Here is a 19,642-nt window from a genome sequence, read left to right as displayed (position 1 = left end):
TTGCTAAGACCCTGGCTTTTCGTCCAAGGTGTTCTTATCGATTAGAACGGTAGGCCCTCCGAACAAGAAAAGTCAACAGCACCTTGCCTAAACCCCAAACAGCACCTGCCGCTTATGAGGGCATCCGTTATAGTGACACGGAACAGACACCTGATGAGCGCATCCTTGCAGGCCTCGCAGGAGCTCTCGATCGCTCCCTTCCCGTGCCGCTCGGCACTCAGTTGCGTGGTCTGATCGAGTTCGGGATTGCGCTCGGTGAGTTGCCGACAGGCCAACGCCTTCCCTCCGTACGTGAGTTGGCAGAGCGTGCGGGCATCGCGCACATGACCGTTGCGACGGTCTACAGAGAGTTGCGCGAGGCAGGCCTCATCGAAGCGAAGCCGGGGGCAGGCACCTATGTAGGAGATGGGCACAATAGCGACGGTTTGCGTTCGCACGCGATCCGGAAGATCCAGCGTCGCGTCGAACTGCTCTTCAACGAGGCGGAACAGCTTGGCCTTGCACCCTCCGTCGTTTCATCCCTAGTAAACGCCCGCGCCGCGCGCGGACCGACACCGTCGCGACCGCTGCGTCTCGTAATGGTGGGCAATTTCGTGGAAACCACCCAGCAATACGCCAATCGCATCCAGGATCATCTCGGATCCGACGACACCATCGTCGTCACGACAGTCGACGCCCTGCATGCAGGTGAGACCTTTCCCCTTCCCTGCGATATCTGCGTTACGCTGGCGCATCGCCGCGGCGAGGTCGAGCACCTCGTGCCAAGCGGCATTCCCGTTGTCGGCCTGAGCTTCATTCCTGCAGAGGAGACGCGGGCTCGCCTCGCGATGCTGGATCCGATGGCGCGGGTTGGCATCATCTCGATCTTTCCTGAGTTCACGGCGCTCATGAAGCCTGGCGTGCTGCGCTTTGCGCCCCATGTCTCGGCGGTGGACGTACGCCTGATCACGGCACCCGATCTCGCAAGCTTTCTCGCACAGCTCGACGTGGCAATCTATGCCAGCGGCGCGGAACAAACCGTCATAAAGCTGCTGCCGCCCGGCCGACAGGCCATGGAGTTCCGCTATGTGCCGGATCCTCATGCAATCCGCGCTACCCTGCTCCCCGTGATCGAGCGCCTGCGCTCGTCAATGGTGTCTCAAGAGGAAGAGTCTTCATGAAAGTCAGTGAGATGAACTGGTTTCAGGTCGAAGAATACCTGAAGTCGGATGATCGCGCCGTTGTCCCTCTCGGTTGCACGGAGCAGCATGCCTATCTGAGCCTGTCCGTCGACAGCATCCTGGCCGAGCGTGTGGCCGTTGAAGCAGCAGCCCCGACGGGCATTCCGGTCTTCCCGGTTCAGGCTTACGGCATCACGCCTTACTTCATGGCCTATCCCGGCACGATCTCCCTGAAGGCCGACACCTATCTGCGAATCATCACGGACATTCTCGACTCGCTGAAGCGCACGGGCTTTCACCGGGTCCTTTTCGTCAACGGCCATGGCGGAAACACGCCAGGCCATACGGCGGCGATCGAATGGATGGGCGAGAATCCCGAGTGCCGCGTGAAGTTCCACAACTGGTGGAACGCGCCGCGGACTTTCGAGAAGGTCAAGGAGATCGATCCTGTCGCCTCGCACGCCTCCTGGATGGAGAACTTCCCCTGGACGCGCCTGTCCGGCATCGACCAGCCGTTTCACCAGAAGCCCATGGTCGATCTGGACCGCATGCGGACCTTTGGCCCGGAAGGTGTCCGCGAAATCCTCCAGGATGGAAATTTCGGCGGCTACTTCCAACGCTCCGACGAAGACATGAATGCCATATGGTCGGTGGCCATCGATGAAACCCGTGCCCTGATCGAGAACTGGTGATGAACGAGAATACGATCCTGATCTGGGGTGCCGGCGCTATCGGCGGCACCCTTGGCGCCTATCTTGCCCGCGCCGGCGAGGATGTGCTCCTCGTCGACATCGTCGAGCCGCATGTGGAAGCGATGAAACGCGACGGCCTTTTCATCGAAGGCCCCGTCGAGACCTTCAGCCAGCCTGTCAACGCAGCTTTGCCGAGCGAGGTGGCGGGTCAGTTCAAGCGCATTATCCTGGCCGTGAAAGCCCACCATACCCGAGAGGCGGTACGCGCCCTTGAACCCCACATTGCCGGCGACGGAACTGTCCTGTCTGCGCAGAACGGGCTCAACGAGATCATCATCGCCGAGGAAGTCGGCGCTGAGCGAACCGTCGGCTGCTTCGTGAATTTCGGCGCAGATTGGCTTGAGCCGGGTCGCATACTGTTTGGCAATCGGGCTGCAGTTGCCGTAGGCGGCCTTGATGGACAGGCGACAGCTGCAGTGCGCGATTATCACCGTCTGCTATCGATATTCGAGCCTAAGGCCGTGCTTACCGACAACATCTGGGGCTATCTCTGGGGCAAGCTCGGTTATGGCTCTCTGCTGTTTGCGACTGCGCTGACGAATGCCTCCATGTCGGAGAACCTGGCGTCGGAGCGGCATTTCCGGGTCTATCACAGCCTCGGTCAGGAGGTGATGGAGGTGGCGAAGGCGAGAGGCGTCAAGCCTCTCGGGTTCAACGGCTTCGACCCGGATGCCTTCATGCCAGGAGCGGACGAGGCAGCCGCACGGCGCTCTGTCGCAGACATGGCAGAGTTCAACCGCCACACGGCCAAGACCCATTCCGGGATCTGGCGCGATCTGGCCGTGCGCAAGCGCAAGACCGAGGTCGATGCTCAGATCGCCATCATCGCGACGCTTGGCCAGGAGACCGGAATTCCAACGCCCGCGATCAGCAGGCTCGTCGACCTGATCCACGACATCGAGGACGGGCGACGCGAACAATCCTGGTCCAACCTAGACGAGATGCTCAACCTATGAACCTGGACTTCACTAGCCGTCGCGTCGCCGTCACCGGAGCCGCACAGGGTATCGGACGCAGCATCGTCCAATCTCTTGCAGCCGAGGGTGCTCATATATGGGCCCTCGATCTGGATGAAGCTGGCCTCCGTGTGGCTGCCGAGGCCGGCGCCAAGGCAACCCGCACCCTTGATCTCGCGGATCGCGCTGCCGTAGCTGACGTTTTTGCCGACATGGCGGAAGCCCTCGGCGGCATCGACATCCTTGTCAACTGCGCCGGCGGCGTTCGCGGCCAAGTGGCGAAGCCCCTTGAGGAGGTGAGCAAGCAGGATTGGCTCGTTCTGTTCGAGGCCAATGTGCATGGCGCCTTCTGGTGCTCCCAGGCGGCAGCCCCTCATATGAAGCGCGGGAAGTTCGGGCGCATCGTCAACATCTCATCCGGAGCAGGTCTTCGCCCGAGCCTCACTGGCATTCAGGCCTATACGGCGTCCAAGCATGCACTCGTTGGCCTGACGAAGCAGCTCAGCTTCGAGCTCGGCCCCTTTGGCATCACCGTGAACAGCGTGGCGCCGGGGTTCGTGCTGTCCAATCCGGCAACGCAGCGCCAGTGGGAGAGCTATGGACCCGAAGGTCAGACACGACTTGTGGAGAGCATCCACACTCGCCGTTTGGGCTATCCAGAGGACATTGCGAATGCCGTGATGTTCTTGGCGTCCGATGCAGCAGCCTGGATCTCGGGGCAGATCATCTCCGTTGACGGCGGGCGCTCCTGAACCATTGCCGGTCTTCGAATTGTTTCAAGCTGGGAGTTGAGAGCACCATGGATGATGTGAGCAGCCAGCCTTGGGCTTGGGACGAGCAGACCTGGCGCAACAAGGTGGATCATGTGCGCGCCGGGCGTTCGCTGAAGCCTTCAAGATGGAAGAATGGTGCCCGTTGCGCCGTCGCCCTCTCCTTCGACTCGGATCATGAAACGAACGAGTTGCGCGATGGCGGCAAGTCCATCGGGCGCATGTCGCAGGGCCAGTACGGCAACCGCCAGGGCGTGCCGCGCATCCTGAATGCGCTCGCCAAGCATGACGCCAAGGCAACCTTCTTCGTCCCTGCTGTGGCTGCCCTCCTCTATGAAGACGAGCAGCGCCGGGTCGTGGCGGAGGGGCATGAGATCGGCATTCACGGCTGGATCCACGAGCTCAACAGCCAGCTTCCCTACGAAATCGAACGCGACTTGATGTTCCGGGCGGCCGATACCCTGGAAAAGATCACGGGGGTACGTCCGGTCGGTCTACGCACCCCTTCCTGGGACTTCAGCCCGACCACGCTGCGCATCGAACGCGAACTCGGCTTACTCTACGATTCGTCTCTCATGGCGGACGACGATCCTTACGAACTCCTGGAACACGGCGAGCCTACCGGCATCGTGGAGTTGCCGGTGGAATGGATCCGCGATGATGCTGTCTATTTCAACATGCATCGCTTCACCGGCCTGCGCCCCCACACGCCGCCGACGGCCGTCTACGACATCTTCTTCCGGGAGTTCGAGCGAGCCTATGAGGAAGGAGGCCTGTTCCTGTTGACCATGCACCCTCATGTGACCGGTTACCGCTCCCGCATCTGGATTCTGGAAAAGCTCTTGGAGGAGATCACGCAGCGCGCGGACGTGTGGGTGGCGACCCATGCTGAGATTGCTGCATTCGTGAAGGAGCAGTGCCCCTGATGGTGTCTCCCGCGCGCCCCAGGGATATTGGTCTTTCCTGCGGCAGCCTGCCCGCGGGTGAGCTGAACAGCATCGCGGACATTCCAGGTGTTCGCGTTGGTCATCGCACCCTGGTTCAGGGCGAGATCCGGACCGGAGTCACAGCGGTCATTCCTCATGGCGGCAATCTCTATCGCTGCAAGCCCGTAACGGCCGTTCATGTGCTCAACGGCTTCGGCAAGAGCGCCGGCCTCGTACAGGTAGAGGAATTGGGCACCATCGAGACTCCGATCCTTCTCACCAACACTCTCTCGGTCGGCACATGCTGCACGACGCTGGTGCGCCATGCCATCGAACACAACCCGGATATCGGCCGCACAACGGCGACGGTGAATCCGGTGGTCTTCGAGTGCAATGACGGATACCTGAACGACATCCAAGCACTCACCATCACGGAAGATGATGCACGTGCAGCTCTGGTGAACGCCTCCACTCATTTCGAGGTCGGCTCGGTGGGTGCCGGCTGCGGCATGAGCACATTCGGCTTCAAGGGCGGCATCGGCACGTCATCCCGTCTCCTAGACCTCGATGGACGCAGGTACCACTTAGGGGTGCTCGTCCTGTCGAACTTCGGCCGTTCCGGCGACCTGCGCCTGCCAGACGGCAGGCTGATCGCTCCTCCAGAGGCTAAGCCGGAGAGGGAGATCTCGGAAAAGGGATCGATCATCATTATCGCGGCCACCGACGTTCCGTTGAGCGACCGGCAGCTCAAGCGCGTCATCCGCCGCTCCGGTGTCGGGCTTGCACGGCTGGGGTCCTTCTGGGGTCATGGCAGCGGCGACATTGCACTCGGTTTCACGACCGCGAATGTCCTTTTGCACGACGAGAAGGCAGCCCTGGTTGATATCCGCATCCTCAACGAGAATCGCATCGATCTGCTCTTCGAGGCGATGACCGATGCCACGCAGGAAGCCGTTCTCGATGCGCTCGTGGCCGCCGGATCCATGATAGGCCGTAACGGCCACCGCCGTTCTTCCCTGGCTGATGCTCTTTCACCTTCCCGATCGGATTCCTGACCTCATGACCAGCAGCACGACATCCTCCAACGATTTCGCCCTCGCCATTCATGGCGGCGCCGGCACGATCCTACGCAGCAAGATGACGCCAGAACGGGAGGCCGCCTATCATGCAGGCCTGCGCCGCTCCCTCGATGCTGGACACGCTGTTCTTGTGGACGGTGGCAGCGCCCTCGATGCGGTCTCCGCCGCCGTGATGGCTCTTGAGGACGAACCCCTCTTCAATGCCGGACGCGGTGCGGTCTATACTTCCGCCGGTAAGCAGGAGATGGATGCCGCCGTCATGGATGGGCGCGACCGTTCCGCAGGCGCCGTTGCCGGCATCAGCGGCCCGCGCAATCCAGTTCTTGCCGCGCGCGCCGTAATGGAGCATTCAGGCCATGTGCTGCTTATCGGCGAAAGTGCCCTGGAATTTTGCCGTCGGCAAGGCTTGTCCTTTGAAGAGCCCTCATACTTCTACACCGAACAACGCTGGCAGGCGCTGCAGGAGACGCTTGCCATGCGCAAGAGCGGCGCTGAGGATCAGGACGAGTCGCGCAAGCATGGCACGGTGGGTGCTGTCGCCCGCGACCGGCACGGCAATCTGGCGGCGGCCACATCCACTGGCGGCATGACGGCCAAAGCCCCCGGGCGCGTAGGCGATAGCCCGGTGATCGGCGCGGGCACATGGGCCGACAACGAGACCTGCGCCGTGTCGGCGACTGGCCACGGGGAGATCTTCATCCGATATGCGGCAGCGCACGAGATCGCCTCACGCATGCGCTATGCGGGCCAGTCCCTTGATCAGGCCTCGCGTGCGGTCGTGATCGATATGCTGGCTCCCGCAGGGGGTACTGGCGGGATCATCGCAGTAGATCGCGCCGGCAACGTATCCCTGCCCTTCAACTGCTCAGGCATGTATCGCGGTGTTGTGCGAGGTGACGGCAAGCTCCTGACCGCTATCTATGATGAGCCTCTCATCGAGTTCCAGACGGCCTAGCTTCTCCGTGAAGCGAAAGCAGGGGAAGCCCCGTTCACAGCCGCAGTTCGGACCCTATATGCCACCTCGCGCACCTACCAGGGCAAAGGAGACCGCGCATGCCACTGAACGACGATCCTGTCTGGTTCATCACGGGTTGCTCCACGGGATTCGGGCGGGAGCTCGCTCAACTGGTGCTGCGCCGAGGCTGGCGTGCGGTGGTAACGGCCCGCGACGTCGGCAGGGTGCAGGACCTGACACAGGGCCATGAGGACAGAACCCTTGCCCTGTCGCTCGACGTCAACAACCCCGGCCAGATCGCTGCATCGGTCAAGGAGGCGGAGGACCGCTTCGGGACCATCGACGTTCTAGTGAACAACGCAGGCTACGGTTACCAGTCTTCCATCGAGGAGGGTGACGATGCCGAGATCCGCGCCCAGTTCGAGACCAACGTGTTCGGCCTTGCGGCCATGACGCGCGCCGTGCTTCCAGGCATGCGGAAGCGCCGTCACGGGCATATCGTCAATATCTCCTCACAGGCGGGCTTCATCGGCTTCGAAGGCTCCGGCTACTATGCAGCGACAAAGCATGCGGTCGAAGGCCTGTCGGATTCTCTCTCCAGGGAAGTAGCCCCGCTAGGCATCAGGGTGACCTGCGTGGAGCCCGGACCGTTCCGGACGGATTGGGCCGGTCGATCCCTGCAGCAGCGACGCCCGATGATTGCTGATTACCAAGGTACAGTGGGCGTTCGCCTGGAGGCGACGGCCACTTACAGCGGCAAGCAGCCCGGGGATCCCGTACGAGCTGTAGAGGCCATCATCAAGGCCGTCGAGGCGGACACCCCGCCCAAGCATCTGGTGCTGGGCTCGATTGCTCTCGAAGGCATCCGGAACAAGTTGAAGGAAACCCTTGCCGAGATCGACACCTGGGCTGAGACGAGCCGCGGAGCAGATTATCCTGAAAGCGAAGGCTAGACAGGATCTCCGACACCATACGGGCTGATGGCTACTACCGGGTGGCTTTCCCATTCTATGTGAGGGCTGTATTCGATAGGACCCGCTCCTCACGCTCCAAGCGATTTCGAAGGGAATTTGCCGGCAATGAGCCTTGAATCCGTTCGCGCCTTCCTTGCCATGAATGCACCTGATCTCAAGGTCATCGAGATGGGGACGAGCACGGCCACCGTTGCTCAGGCGGCGGAAGCGCATGGCGTCGGGCCGGAAAAAATCGCCAAGACCCTATCCCTCCGCGTGGGGGAGAAAAGCTTCCTGGTGGTCACGAGCGGCGTTGCCCGGCTGGACAACAGGAAAGTGAAGGCGACCTTCGGCGGCAAGGCGTCGATGCTCGACGCGGAGCAGGTCCAGGCACTGACCGGGCATCCCGTGGGTGGGGTCTGCCCTTTCGGGTTGGCAACGCCCCTGCCCATCTATTGCGACATCTCGCTCAAGGCTTTCGACGAGGTTGTCCCGGCTGCGGGCTCCATCCACGCAGCCGTGCGCATCGACCCGCGGCGCATGGCCGATCTCGTCGGCGCTGACTGGGTGGATGTGTGTCAGTAGGATCCGCACTTACAAGAAACCCGGCATCTTCGGATGCCGGGTTGCTCAGAAGATCCTGACGATCAACGTGCCTTCACGGCGGTATCGGGGAAATCGCTGAAGAGTCCGTCGACTCCAAGAGCATAGAACGCCTTGTACTCGGCCGCCGGATCGCCCTTGAAGGAGGAAGCAAGGCGCTTGGGCTCGTTTCGGAAGGTCCAAGTGAAGACCTGCAGGCCCGCAGCATGGGCGTCCTTCACAACGCTGGACGGTTCGGCGAGAATACGATCCTGCTCGTCGGCCTTTCCATCGCCGTTCAAGTCGTCCGCCTTGCCGTCGTTATTCTGGTCGACCTGCTTTGTCGGGAGGATGTAGGGTTTCCACGGTGCCAGGATATCCGCGTAGGACTTGACCTCGGCCAAACCTTCCTTCGTCAGAAGGTCCTTGTAGGTGCGCTTGTCGCCGACCACGACGAAATCATAAGGCTGGGCATAGGGCGCACTGAGGACGATGTTGCCGTCCTTGTCTACGTCCTCCGCATCGAGCAGTTGCGCCAGCTTCACGTCGATCCGCGTGTTCAGGTACTTCAGGTTCGCCACCTCGAAGCTCTGGATGACCACCGGGGCTGACGCGTCGGCCCAGCCGGCCTCCTTGAGGACGCTCACCAGTCGGTCTTCCATCGGCAGTCCGAGAGCGGCATGGAAGGTCGAATGCTTGGTCTCAGGAGCGATGCCGACAGCCCTCCCCCTTGCAGCGCCTTCCTTCTTGGCGAGTTCGATCACCTCCTGCAGGGTCGGAACCTGGAACTGGCCGTTTTTCGATTGATCGCGATCAGCCATGGCCTGCTTGGCGCGAAGCTGCTTGATCTCGGCGAGCGTGAAGTCGCTGGCGAACCAATCGCTTGTATCGACACCATCGACCTTGCGGGTTGCCTTGCGGGACGCAAACTCAGGCCGGTTGGCCACATCCGTGGTACCGCTCAGCATCGGTTCGTGCCGGGCGATCAACACGCCATCCTTCGTCACGACGAGATCGGGTTCGATGTAGTCAGCTCCCATGTCGATGGCCATCTTATAGGCCTCAAGCGTGTGCTCAGGCAGATAGCCGCTGGCGCCGCGATGGGCGACTACGATGGTCGGCGCGCCGGTCAGCGTCTTCTCCTGAGCCAGCGACGATCCGATCATCGCCGGCAGAATGGCAGTCACGGATCCGAGCATTGCAAGATACTTCATGGTCTCTCCTCCTGGACAGGTCTCTAGCGACGCTTCTGTGACGCCGTGATGACCAACGCATCCCTGCAACTATCGCAGCCGATATCCGATGCAACAAGAGGCGGTTCAGCTATCCGACGGAAAGGTGGACCTCACGAATTCCCATGCCGCCACGAGATGGCGGCGCATGGCTTCCTCCGCATTGTCGGGGTCGCGGGCAAGGACTGCCTCGAAGACGGCCTCGTGCCCGGCGCAGTTCATCTGATCGATTCCGGCACCGCGCTTCATCGAACGCCAATGCTGAGTCAGCCATTCCACATAGGCCTTATGAATGGCCGGGTAGATCGGATTACCAGGGATTCGATAGAGCACCGCGTGAAACGCGGCGTCGGTCTCATCGAAGAGGGGTGAATTGCCGATTGACTCCCGGTTGGCATCGAGCGCCGCCCTGAGATTATCGAGATCGTCCCGCCGCGCGTGCTTGGCGGCCCAGCGTGCGAGTGCTGTCTCCATGAAAATCCTGGTCTCGAAGAGATTCCAGACACCCTTCCGATCGACCATGAGATGGCCGACGAGATTGCCTACCTTGCCGACGGCAATCTCATAATCGGGCTTGCGCACGACAGGACGATGCCCAAGGCGGGTTTCGACAAGGCCGCGATTGGCCAGCGAAACGATCGCCTCACGAACGGCGGCCCGGCTCACACCATAGCGCTGCATCAGATCGCGCTCGGCCGGAAGACGCTCACCCTCCTGAAGGCCCCCAGTTTGGATCATCTGAACCAGTTCGGCCGCCACAGCATCCGAACGTCGAGCCCCTGCCCCCGTAGCCAAGTGGCCATGCAGCCTTTCGCTCTGGTCCATGGTCACCTCGTTCTTGTCCTACAGCTCTCGGCACTTGATCCGCACGAGCCAAAGCTGATCTGCAGGCACTGACACCTACCATATGGTCAGACCAAAATCCATCGGCCCCTGATCGCAGCGCCCTACATCTGCCGGAATCCGACGTCAGACCCATTGAACTACAGCTTCCTGGCTCAAATCATCGGCCTTGACAGCTGAAAACTGTCTGCCCATCCTAGTTTCGGTCGAACCAAATAGGGCGCGAGCTAACGTTTGGTTTGACATTGCTCAGCTTGAGCACACAGGGAGAGACTGGTGACGCCATCACGAGGCACCCCGCTGTCGAACTCTGGCCCGCACCTGCCCAGGCAGGGATTAGGCGAGGTGCGGCCATGACCAATTCGGTTCAAGTTGGCCGCTCCGAGGCTGTGACCCACTACCAGATGTATATCGACGGCGCCTGGACGGATGGACGTTCGGCAGGGCGCTCGGATGTCGAGAATCCCGCAAACGAGGTCGTGTTTGCATCCGTCCCAGCCGGAACCGTCGAGGACGCGATTGAGGCGCTGGAGGCAGCACGCCGCGCTCAGCCTGCATGGGCTGCTCTCCCACCTATCGTGCGCGCCGGCTACGTGTCCGATCTTGCAGCGGCAGTAAAGAGGAACAAGGCTCATCTCGCCCGCATTGTGGTGCTGGAGCAGGGTAAGCCCTTGAATCAGGCCGAAGGTGAGATCGATGCGGTCATCACATTCCTGACCTTCGCGGCCGAGAGTGCGCGCCGCATTGAAGGCGACATCCTTCCCTCCGACTTCCAGAACGAGGAAGTCTGGATCCGCCGTGTGCCCTTCGGCGTGGTCGTCGGCCTCACTGCCTGGAACTATCCGGCGGCTCTCGCCGCGCGCAAAATCGGCCCTGCCCTCATGGCCGGCAATACCATGGTGGTGAAGGGACACGAATCCACGCCCTTGTCTGCCCTTGAGATCGCTCGTCTTGCCCATGAAGTCGGGATCCCGAAGGGCGTGCTCAACGTGGTGACGGGCGACGGGCGCACCGTGGGCGATGCGCTGGTGCGCTCCCCCATCAGCGCCATGATCACCATGACCGGCAGCGTCCGCGCCGGTCGGGAGATCTATGCGGCAGGAGCGCATGAGCTAAAGGTCCTGCGCCTCGAGCTCGGCGGCAAGGCGCCGTTCATCGTCCTAGACGATGCGGATATCGAAGCCGCGGTGGAAGCCGCCATCGTCTCGCGCTTCACCAATTGCGGGCAGATCTGCACGTGCAACGAGCGCATGTATCTGCACCGGAGCATCGCGGAGCCGTTCCTGGACAAGTTCGTGTCCCGGGTCAAGCAGATGCGCCTCGCCGACCCCATGACCAATCCTGACATGGGGCCGAAGGTGAACCGCCCCGAGGTCGACAAGGTCGAGGAGATCGTAAACGACGCCATTGCGGCGGGCGCCGAGGTTCTCACGGGCGGACGGCGTCTGACCGAAGGCGAGTTCTCCCGCGGCCATTGGTTCGAGCCGACCGTTCTGCGCGTGGACAGCAACGAGGCCTCCGTCATGCAGCGGGAGATCTTCGGCCCGGTTGCACCGGTCATGACTATCGACAGCTTCGAACAGGCGCTGAGCTTCGCCAACGACAGCAGCTATGGCCTCTCGGCCTATGTCTATACGAACGACCTGCGCCGGGTGATGCGCCTCTCGCGGGAGCTCTCCTTCGGCGAACTCTATGTCAATCGTCCCTGCGGCGAACTCGTGCAGGGCTTCCACACAGGGTGGAAGCATTCGGGCCTTGGTGGAGAGGACGGCAAATACGGTTTCGACGGATACCTGCGCAAGCAGACGACTTACGTCCGTTGGTGAAGATCCGCAGCCATAAACGGCTGCGGCAAAAGCTCAAGAACCCCGAAAACGGGCATAAGAAACTTAATGGAGGAAGATGATGCTGAGAAGGACTTTCCTTGCACTCGCGACCGGTGTGGCCGCCCTTAGCCTAGGCCTCGGCGGCTTGTCCGCGCAGGAGTTGCCTAAGCTGAAGCAGAAAGACAAGTACAAGGTCGGCTTCGCGCAGACCGAGTCGAACAATCCGTGGCGTATTGCGCAGACGGAAAGTATGAAGGCCGAAGCAGCCAAGCTCGGGCATCAGCTCGTCTACACCGACGCTGCAGGCTCCGCCGCCAAGCAGGTGGCTGACGTCAACTCGATGATCGCTCAGGGCGTTGATCTGATCTTTCTGGCCCCGCGCGAAGAGAAGCCCCTGATCCCGGCTGTCATGGCAGCCAAGCGGGCCGGCATTCCGGTGGTTCTTCTCGACCGCAACGTCGACCAGAGCCTCGCGAAGGCAGGCCGCGACTACGTGACCTTCATCGGCTCTGACTTCGTGGACGAAGGCAAGCGCGCGGCTGAGGCGCTGACCAAAGCCATGAACGGCAATGCCAAGATCATCCAGCTAGAAGGCACCACAGGCTCCTCTCCGGCCAACGACCGCCGCAAGGGTTTTGAGGACTACATCAAGGCGCATTCCGGCATGAAGGTCGTCGCTTCGCAATCCGGTGACTTCGCCCGCGACAAGGGCCGCCAGGTAGCCGAGACGCTGCTGCAGGCTCATCCGGACGCAACGGCGATCTACGCACACAACGACGAGATGGCGATCGGTGCAATTGCGGCCCTCGAAGCGGCCGGAAAGAAACCGGGCAAAGACGTGATCGTAGTGTCCATCGATGGCACGCGGGATGCGCTCCAGGCCATTATCGACGGCAAGATGCTCGCCACCGTGGAGTGCAATCCGAAGTTCGGGCCAAAAGCCTTCGAAACCCTGGCCCGCTACGCCAAGAGCGAGCAGATTGAGCCGTGGGTGGTGAACACCGACCGCTTCTTCGACAAGTCTAACGCGACCCAACTCATCGCGGACGCCTATTAAGAATCGAGGCGCTGCCTGTAAGAGAACGGGCAGCGCCTTTTTCGTTTTGTCGAAACCATGAACGGAGCTTCCATGGCGCCGCTTCTTTCCATGCGTGGCATCGACAAGCGCTTCGCCGGCATACCGGCTCTGCGCTCGGCCGAGCTCGTGGTTGAGAAGGGCGAGGTTCATGCGCTTATCGGCCAGAACGGCGCCGGCAAATCCACGATGATCAAGATCCTGACCGGCTATTACAGGAAGGATGCCGGCGAGATCATGTTCGACGACAGGCCGGCGGAGTTCTCCTCGCCGCAGGACGCACAGCGGGCCGGCATCAGCACGATCTATCAGGAGATCAATCTCGTCCCCTACCGGTCCGTGACGGAGAACATCTGTCTCGGTCGTGATAAGCGCCGCTTCGGTCTCCTCGACTGGTCGGCCATGCATGCGGAAGCCCGCGCGCTGCTCGGCCGGTTCAAGATCGACATCGACGTGCGCCGCCCGCTCATGTTGTATCCCACAGCCGTGCAGCAGATGGTCGCCATCGCCCGCGCGATCGGCTTTGAAGCCAAGCTCGTCATTATGGACGAGCCCACCTCCTCGCTCGACGAGCGCGAGGTCGAGGTCCTGTTCGGCGTTATCCGTCAGCTCAGGGAAAGCGGCGTTTCGGTGATCTTCGTGAGCCACAAGCTCGACGAACTGTATGCCGTGTGCGACCGGGTCACCATCATGCGCGATGGCCGCACTGTGCAGGTTGCCTCAATGACTCAGCTCTCCAGGCTCGATCTCGTCACCACCATGCTCGGGCGTGAGCTGTCGGAAGTTCTGTACGAAGGCGCTGACATGACCGATGCGCCAGGGGAGGCCCGGGAGCCTGTGCTGAAGGTCCGGAACCTCGCTGTGGGCAGGAAGGTTCACGATGTCAGCTTCGATGTGAGGCAGGGCGAGATCGTCGGCCTCGCCGGGCTTCTCGGCGCGGGCCGGACCGAGTCCGTGCGGGCCGTATTCGGAGCCGACAAGCCGGATGCCGGCAAGGTCGGATTCGCTGGACGTGAAAATGCCATCGCCGCACCCTTGGATGCTATCCGGGCCGGTATGGGCTTCTGCTCGGAGGATCGAAAGCTCGAAGGCATCATCCCCGATATGTCCGTGCGCGAGAACCTGACTCTCGCCCTCATGCCGCAGCTGGCCCGACGCGGCATCGTGGACGAGGCCCGCAGCCGGGAGATCGTGGACCGCTTCATCAAGCGTCTCGGCATCCGCTGCACCGGTCCTGAACAGCGGATCCGTGAACTCTCCGGCGGCAATCAGCAGAAGGTGCTGCTTGCCCGCTGGCTGTGCATGAACCCCAAGCTCCTGATCCTCGACGAACCGACCCGCGGCATCGATGTCGGCGCAAAGGCCGAGATTCTCAGCCTGATTCGGGAACTCGCCGGGCAAGGTCTCGGCGTCCTGATGATCTCCTCGGAGCTGGAGGAGGTCGTGGAGGCAGCCAGCCGCATCTTCGTCCTTCGCGACGGCCGCACCGCAGCCGAGCTTGGGGGCGACGCAGTGAACGAGCAGAGTGTCATGGCCGCTATGGCTCATGGGCATGAGAGCGCTCGGGAGAGCATCCATGGCTGATACGACGGCCACCCTGCCCCCTGCGCACAGAGCGCCTCGTTTCGACGCCAGAACCATTCTGACGCGCTATGGCGCCTGGATTGCGCTGGCGCTCCTCATTCTGGTCAACCTCGCCATCACGCCGAACTTCGCCACCTGGCAGACGCTCAACGTCAACCTCACACAGGTCTGCGCCATCGTGATCGTCGGTGTCGGGATGACCCTCGTCATCGCCACGGGCGGGATTGATCTGTCCGTCGGTGCTCTCATGGCCATTGCGGGAGCGATTGCACCGCTGATCTTCCTCGGCAAGCTCTTTCCCCCGCCCCACCCAGCCGTTGGCATCGCGCTGGCTTTCGTCGTGCCGGTCCTGGCTGCGGCGGCGCTCGGCGGGTTCAATGGCTGGCTGGTGACGCGCCTGCGCATCCAGCCGATCATTGCGACTCTCGTGCTCTTCATCGCCGGTCGGGGCATCGCGCAGGTCTTCACCAACGGTAATCTGCAGGTCTTTAACCTGCCGAGCTTCCAGTTCATTGGGCTCGGACGTGTCTTCGGCATCCCCTTCCAAGCCATCCTGATGATCGTCATCGTGGCTGCAGCAGCCTGGATGCTCAGGCGGACCGTATTCGGCCGGCAGATCCTTGCCGTCGGCGGCAATGAGAAGGCAGCTCGGCTGTCCGGCATTCCCGTGGCTTCCGTGAAGCAGCGGGTCTACCTCATCAGCGGTCTTCTGTCCGGCATCGCGGGTCTGATCGTTATCGCAAGGAACTCCGCGGCAGACGCCAATCTCGTCGGGTTGGGAATGGAGCTCGATGCCATCGCGGCTGTAGCGGTGGGCGGAACGCTCCTCACCGGAGGCCGGGCCACAGTTATCGGCACTTTGGTTGGAGCACTGATTATCCAGCTCGTGCGCTACACGCTTCTGGCGAACGGTGTCCCCGATGCCGCCGCTCTCGTGGCGAAGGCTGCCATCATCGTGCTGGCTGTCTGGCTGCAGCGGCAGAGCCATCGCTGAGGTCCCCGATGAACACAGTCTCACTCAAGCTGTTTCAAGGGATCGGACGCTACGGCGTGCTCCTGGCGCTTGTCGCCCTCATCCTGTTCGGATGGCTGCGTTACGAGAACTTCCTCGGCGCCTTTAACGTCCTCTCTGTTCTGCGCTACAACAGCATGTTCGCCCTGGTGGCGCTCGGGATGTGCTTCGTCATCATCACCGGCGGCATCGATCTCTCTGTGGGCTCAACCGCAGCCCTCGGCAGCGTCGTGGCTGCCCTGCTCTCATCCTATGGCGTCATGCCCGGACTGCTCGGCGGCTTGGCGGCCGGGCTGGCGGTCGGCGCCTGCAACGCCTTCATCATCACGAGACTGAACATCCTGCCCTTCATCGCTACCCTCGCCACGATGCTGGCCGCGAGTGGTTGCGCACTGCTGCTGGCGGACAACCAGTCTGTCTCGGTTTCATACGAGACGGGGTTCGTCGAACTAGGACAAGGCGACTTCCTTGGCTTTCCGATTCCGGCCTGGATCGCGCTCATAGCCTATCTTTTCGGCTCCCTCGTTCTCAACTTTACCGCGTTTGGGCGCACCGTGCTCGCGATCGGAGGGAACGAGGATGCGGCCCGCCTCATGGGGCTGCCGGCTCAGCGGGTGAAGGCGCTTGTGTACTTGGCGAGCGGCGGCCTCGCGGGCCTAGCGGGCGTGATCCTCGCTGCGCAGTTCGGAGCCGGCCAGCCGATCGAGGGCGTGGGCTGGGAGCTCTTCGCCATTGCGGCTGTCGTGGTCGGAGGCACACTGCTGACCGGAGGCGTCGGCTCCGTCGGATCGACGCTCGCGGGCGTGCTCCTCCTTGGTTTGATCTTCAACATCTTGAACTTCGAGAACGGTCTCGGCTGGATCAGTCTCTCGGCCTATTGGCAATCCGTCATCCGCGGCGCGTTCCTGCTGCTCGTCGTCGCCCTTCAGGCCCGGCTGAGCATGCGCACCGAAGAGACCGCCTGAGTTTCGGCCGCACATTCGACAATCAAGAGAGTGAAGGACAACCATGCCCCGGATCACCTCCATCGAACCCGGTTTCTACCGCATCCCGCTTCCGACCGTCCTGACCGACTCCATGCATGGCGAGATGCGTGCCTTCGAGCTCAACACGGTGCGAATCCGCGATGCGGACGGAGCCGAGGGCGTCGGCTATACCTTCACGGTCGGGCGCAACGGTGCCGCCATCGATACGATCCTCGGCCGCGAGCTGCCCGAAATCATGGATGGTGAAGAGGCTGACGAGATCGAGCGCCTCTGGCACAAGGCTTGGTGGGCGCTCCATTACGGCGGGCGGGGTGGTCCAACGGTTCTGGCGCTGTCGGCTTTTGACATGGCCCTCTGGGATCTCAAGGCCAAGCGGGCCAATCTGCCTCTCTGGAAGGCCCTTGGCGGCTTTGATCACAGAGTTCCCTGCTATGCCGGCGGCATCGATCTCGATCTGCCACTCGACAAGCTCCTGCGCCAGACCGACGACAACCTGGGAAAAGGCTTCCGGGCCATCAAGATGAAGGTCGGCCGTGCCAATCTGTTCGAGGATGTGGAGCGGGTGAAGGCGATGCGCGAACATCTCGGCGCCGGCTTTCCGCTGATGGCAGACGCCAACATGAAGTGGAGCGTCGATGGAGCCATCCGCGCCGCGCGCGCCCTTCAACCTTTCGATCTCACCTGGCTCGAGGAGCCGACCATACCGGATGACCCGGCAGGCCACGCCCGTATCGTACGCGAGGGCGGGCTGCCCATCGCTGCCGGCGAGAACCTGCGTACGCTCTGGGAGTTCAAGCTCTACGTGGCCGGCGGCGCAGTGACCTATCCGGAACCCGACGTCACCAATTGCGGCGGCGTGACGCCGTTCATGAAGATCGCCCATCTGGCCGAGGCCTTCAACCTGCCGATCACCAGCCACGGCGCCCATGACGTGACCGTGCACCTCCTCGCCGCCTGCCCGAACCGCTCCTATCTCGAGGCCCACGGCTTCGGGCTGGAGCGCTACATCGCCGAACCCTTGAGAATACAGGAAGGCTTTGCCCTGGCGCCGGATCGTCCCGGCCATGGCATTACCTTCGACTGGAGAGGTCTCGACAAGATCAGGGCCTAAGGCATCGGAGTCCCTCAAGAGCACTTGAAGCAGGATGCAGGAATGAAAGAGCGTTTCGACTATATCGTCGTCGGCGGCGGTTCTTCTGGCTCCGTGGCCGCCGCGCGCCTCGTCAATGAAGGCAGACGCGTCCTGCTGCTCGAGGGCGGCTACTCCCATCGTCACCCGCTCTTGGACATGCCGCCAGGCATCTTCAAGATGATCAACGGCAGCAAGTACATGCGCTATCATCATACGATACCGCAGGAGCATCTGGACGGTCGCGTGCACGACATTCCGCAGGCCAATGTTCTTGGCGGAGGCTCTTCGGTCAACGCCCAGGTCTATATGCGCGGGCGCCCGTCCGACTATAATGAGTGGCACGAGGCGCTGCACGGAGAAAATGACTATCCCGGATGGAGCTGGGCCGACGTGCTCCCCCACTTCCGCACCATGGAAGGCAACAACAGGTTCTACAACGAGCTGCATGGCGCTGACGGGCCGTTGCTGGTATCGGATCCCGGCCATATCAACGATATGTCGCGCTGGTTCGTGCAGGCCGTTCAGGCCCTTGGCGAACCCTTCAACCCCGATTTCAACGGTCCCAAGCAGCGGGGCGTCGGCTTCTACCAGTTCATGAACCGTCGCGGTCGGCGCAGCAGCGCAGCATACGCTTTCCTGGCGCCACTCGCTGATAACCCAAACCTCGTCATCCGCCTGCAGTCGCGGGTAAGAAAGATCGAGATCGAAAACGGGCGAGCCGTCGGTATCACCTATCGCGATGCCAAGGGCGTTGACCATCAGGTGTATGCGGACGGTGAGGTGATCGTTGCATCCGGCGCCCTCGTGACGCCGCAGCTTCTTATGCTCTCGGGCATCGGCCCAGCCAATCAGCTGCGGGAGCACGGCATCTCCTGCATCGCTGATCTTCCCGGTGTGGGCGAAAATCTCATCGATCATCCGGAGGTTCCGCTTATTGCAAAAGCCAACGGTCCCTATGGCTATTACAAGCAAGGTGTGGGCTGGCGAATGCTTCTCAACGGCATCCACTTCCGCCTGTTTGGGTCCGGCCCGATCCTCTCGGCCGGCGTCGAAGCCGGCGCCTTCGTGAACCCGACCGATCCTGAGGCCGAGCCGACGATCCAGGCCTTCTGCGTGCCGATCGTCTATCTGGACCGGGACACGCTCAACCTCGTCGAGGACACCTATGGGCTGACGATCACGACTGTCGTGGTGAAACCAAAATCCCGTGGCTATGTCCGCCTGCACTCGGCCAATCCGGATGACATGCCCCTCGTCTCGCCCAATCTGCTGAGCCATCCCGATGACGCCCGCGCGATGATCGATGGACAGCGCTTCTTCATCCGCGCCTTCCAGACCACTCCCCTGGCCGAGCGGATCGAGCGCGTATCAATTCCAGATCCTGGCGATCTCAGCGACGAGGCGATCATGAAGCACTGCCGCCGCTTCGTGAAGACGAACTATCATCCCAGCGGAACCTGTCGGATGGGCAAGGCGAGTGATGAGATGGCCGTACTCGACTCCAGGCTGCGCGTTCGTGGCATCGAGAACCTGCGGGTCTGCGACCTCTCGGCTATGCCCAACATCAATGCGGGCAACACGAATGCGCCCGCAATGATGCTCGGAAGCCGTTGCGCAGAACTCATCACCGGCCGACCGACCATCAGCACCTCTCAGTTCGGCCCTAGATTGTCAGAGCAGGGCGACATGAGCGTTGCAACGATAAGCTGAGGCAGGAGGGGGACCCGGGGCTTTGGTGCTCCGGTGTTTTTTGTGGCGGCTACTCCTCGCGGAAGGCTTTGGCCATGTTGTCGGCCACGGGCTTGGTCAGGTAGGAGAA

18 protein-coding genes are annotated in these 19,642 nt (G+C 61.9%); 16 read left to right on the top strand and 2 right to left on the bottom strand.

The features are described 5' to 3' along the window. The first annotated feature begins 83 nt into the window (after positions 1–83). The 9 genes from AC0QTX_RS24715 to AC0QTX_RS24675 all read left to right on the top strand — a co-directional run bounded on the left by AC0QTX_RS24715 (position 84) and on the right by AC0QTX_RS24675 (position 8,136). On the top strand, positions 84–1,160 hold the full coding sequence (locus AC0QTX_RS24715; RefSeq protein ID WP_474606461.1) for a GntR family transcriptional regulator: 1,077 nt from the start codon (positions 84–86) through the stop codon (positions 1,158–1,160). After that, positions 1,157–1,852: a creatininase family protein gene (locus AC0QTX_RS24710; RefSeq protein WP_474606460.1), complete on the top strand. Its 696-nt coding sequence runs from the start codon at positions 1,157–1,159 to the stop codon at positions 1,850–1,852. The genes AC0QTX_RS24715 and AC0QTX_RS24710 overlap by 4 nt, the downstream gene beginning before the upstream one ends. Then, positions 1,852–2,868: a ketopantoate reductase family protein gene (locus AC0QTX_RS24705; protein WP_474606459.1), complete on the top strand. Its 1,017-nt coding sequence runs from the start codon at positions 1,852–1,854 to the stop codon at positions 2,866–2,868. Before AC0QTX_RS24710 ends, AC0QTX_RS24705 begins: the two co-directional genes overlap by 1 nt. Then, positions 2,865–3,620, top strand: a complete 756-nt coding sequence (locus tag AC0QTX_RS24700) for an SDR family NAD(P)-dependent oxidoreductase (protein WP_474606458.1) — start codon at positions 2,865–2,867, stop codon at positions 3,618–3,620. Before AC0QTX_RS24705 ends, AC0QTX_RS24700 begins: the two co-directional genes overlap by 4 nt. 47 nt (positions 3,621–3,667) lie before the next feature. Continuing rightward, the gene (locus tag AC0QTX_RS24695) at positions 3,668–4,564 is read left to right on the top strand and encodes a polysaccharide deacetylase family protein (RefSeq protein ID WP_474606457.1); all 897 of its coding nucleotides are present in this window, start codon (positions 3,668–3,670) and stop codon (positions 4,562–4,564) included. Continuing rightward, positions 4,564–5,619 carry a DmpA family aminopeptidase gene (locus tag AC0QTX_RS24690; RefSeq protein WP_474606456.1) on the top strand — a complete coding sequence of 352 codons (1,056 nt, stop codon included), beginning with the start codon at positions 4,564–4,566 and terminating at the stop codon, positions 5,617–5,619. Before AC0QTX_RS24695 ends, AC0QTX_RS24690 begins: the two co-directional genes overlap by 1 nt. A 4-nt stretch (positions 5,620–5,623) precedes the next feature. Then, positions 5,624–6,598: an isoaspartyl peptidase/L-asparaginase family protein gene (locus AC0QTX_RS24685; protein ID WP_474606455.1), complete on the top strand. Its 975-nt coding sequence runs from the start codon at positions 5,624–5,626 to the stop codon at positions 6,596–6,598. A gap of 98 nt (positions 6,599–6,696) precedes the next feature. Beyond that, positions 6,697–7,551, top strand: a complete 855-nt coding sequence (locus AC0QTX_RS24680) for an oxidoreductase (protein WP_474606454.1) — start codon at positions 6,697–6,699, stop codon at positions 7,549–7,551. Between the two features lie 126 nt (positions 7,552–7,677). Further along, the gene (locus AC0QTX_RS24675; RefSeq protein WP_474606453.1) at positions 7,678–8,136 is read left to right on the top strand and encodes a YbaK/EbsC family protein; all 459 of its coding nucleotides are present in this window, start codon (positions 7,678–7,680) and stop codon (positions 8,134–8,136) included. 62 nt (positions 8,137–8,198) lie between these two features. On the opposite strand, the gene AC0QTX_RS24670 is transcribed toward AC0QTX_RS24675, so the two are convergent. Together AC0QTX_RS24670 and AC0QTX_RS24665 are read right to left on the bottom strand one after the other, a co-directional pair. Continuing rightward, positions 8,199–9,347 (bottom strand): glycerophosphodiester phosphodiesterase, encoded by a 1,149-nt coding sequence (locus tag AC0QTX_RS24670; RefSeq protein ID WP_474606452.1) that lies wholly within the window; start codon positions 9,345–9,347, stop codon positions 8,199–8,201. A 105-nt stretch (positions 9,348–9,452) separates the two neighbouring features. Next, positions 9,453–10,190, bottom strand: coding sequence for an FCD domain-containing protein (locus AC0QTX_RS24665; protein ID WP_474606451.1), 738 nt, complete (start codon positions 10,188–10,190; stop codon positions 9,453–9,455). 371 nt (positions 10,191–10,561) lie between these two features. Here AC0QTX_RS24665 and aldA point away from each other — a divergent pair, with 371 nt between their 5' ends. The 7 genes from aldA (at position 10,562) to AC0QTX_RS24630 (ending at position 19,533) form a co-directional block, all read left to right on the top strand. Next, entirely contained in the window at positions 10,562–12,034 is a 1,473-nt protein-coding gene (gene aldA, locus AC0QTX_RS24660) for an aldehyde dehydrogenase (protein ID WP_474606450.1), read from the top strand. Positions 12,035–12,110: 76 nt separating this feature from the next. Beyond that, positions 12,111–13,091: an ABC transporter substrate-binding protein gene (locus AC0QTX_RS24655; protein WP_474606449.1), complete on the top strand. Its 981-nt coding sequence runs from the start codon at positions 12,111–12,113 to the stop codon at positions 13,089–13,091. Positions 13,092–13,163: 72 nt separating this feature from the next. Further along, positions 13,164–14,693 carry a sugar ABC transporter ATP-binding protein gene (locus AC0QTX_RS24650; RefSeq protein WP_474606448.1) on the top strand — a complete coding sequence of 510 codons (1,530 nt, stop codon included), beginning with the start codon at positions 13,164–13,166 and terminating at the stop codon, positions 14,691–14,693. Next, positions 14,686–15,687 carry an ABC transporter permease gene (locus AC0QTX_RS24645; RefSeq protein WP_474606447.1) on the top strand — a complete coding sequence of 334 codons (1,002 nt, stop codon included), beginning with the start codon at positions 14,686–14,688 and terminating at the stop codon, positions 15,685–15,687. The genes AC0QTX_RS24650 and AC0QTX_RS24645 overlap by 8 nt, the downstream gene beginning before the upstream one ends. A gap of 8 nt (positions 15,688–15,695) precedes the next feature. Beyond that, the gene (locus AC0QTX_RS24640) at positions 15,696–16,670 is read left to right on the top strand and encodes an ABC transporter permease (RefSeq protein WP_474606446.1); all 975 of its coding nucleotides are present in this window, start codon (positions 15,696–15,698) and stop codon (positions 16,668–16,670) included. Positions 16,671–16,713: 43 nt separating this feature from the next. Continuing rightward, entirely contained in the window at positions 16,714–17,802 is a 1,089-nt protein-coding gene (locus tag AC0QTX_RS24635) for a mandelate racemase/muconate lactonizing enzyme family protein (RefSeq protein ID WP_474606445.1), read from the top strand. A gap of 42 nt (positions 17,803–17,844) precedes the next feature. Further along, entirely contained in the window at positions 17,845–19,533 is a 1,689-nt protein-coding gene (locus AC0QTX_RS24630) for a GMC family oxidoreductase (protein ID WP_474606444.1), read from the top strand. Positions 19,534–19,642 lie beyond the last annotated feature (109 nt).

It is taken from the genome of Microvirga sp. jy35 (genome assembly GCF_056148915.1).
This window is presented reverse-complemented; position numbering and strand designations above follow the sequence as displayed.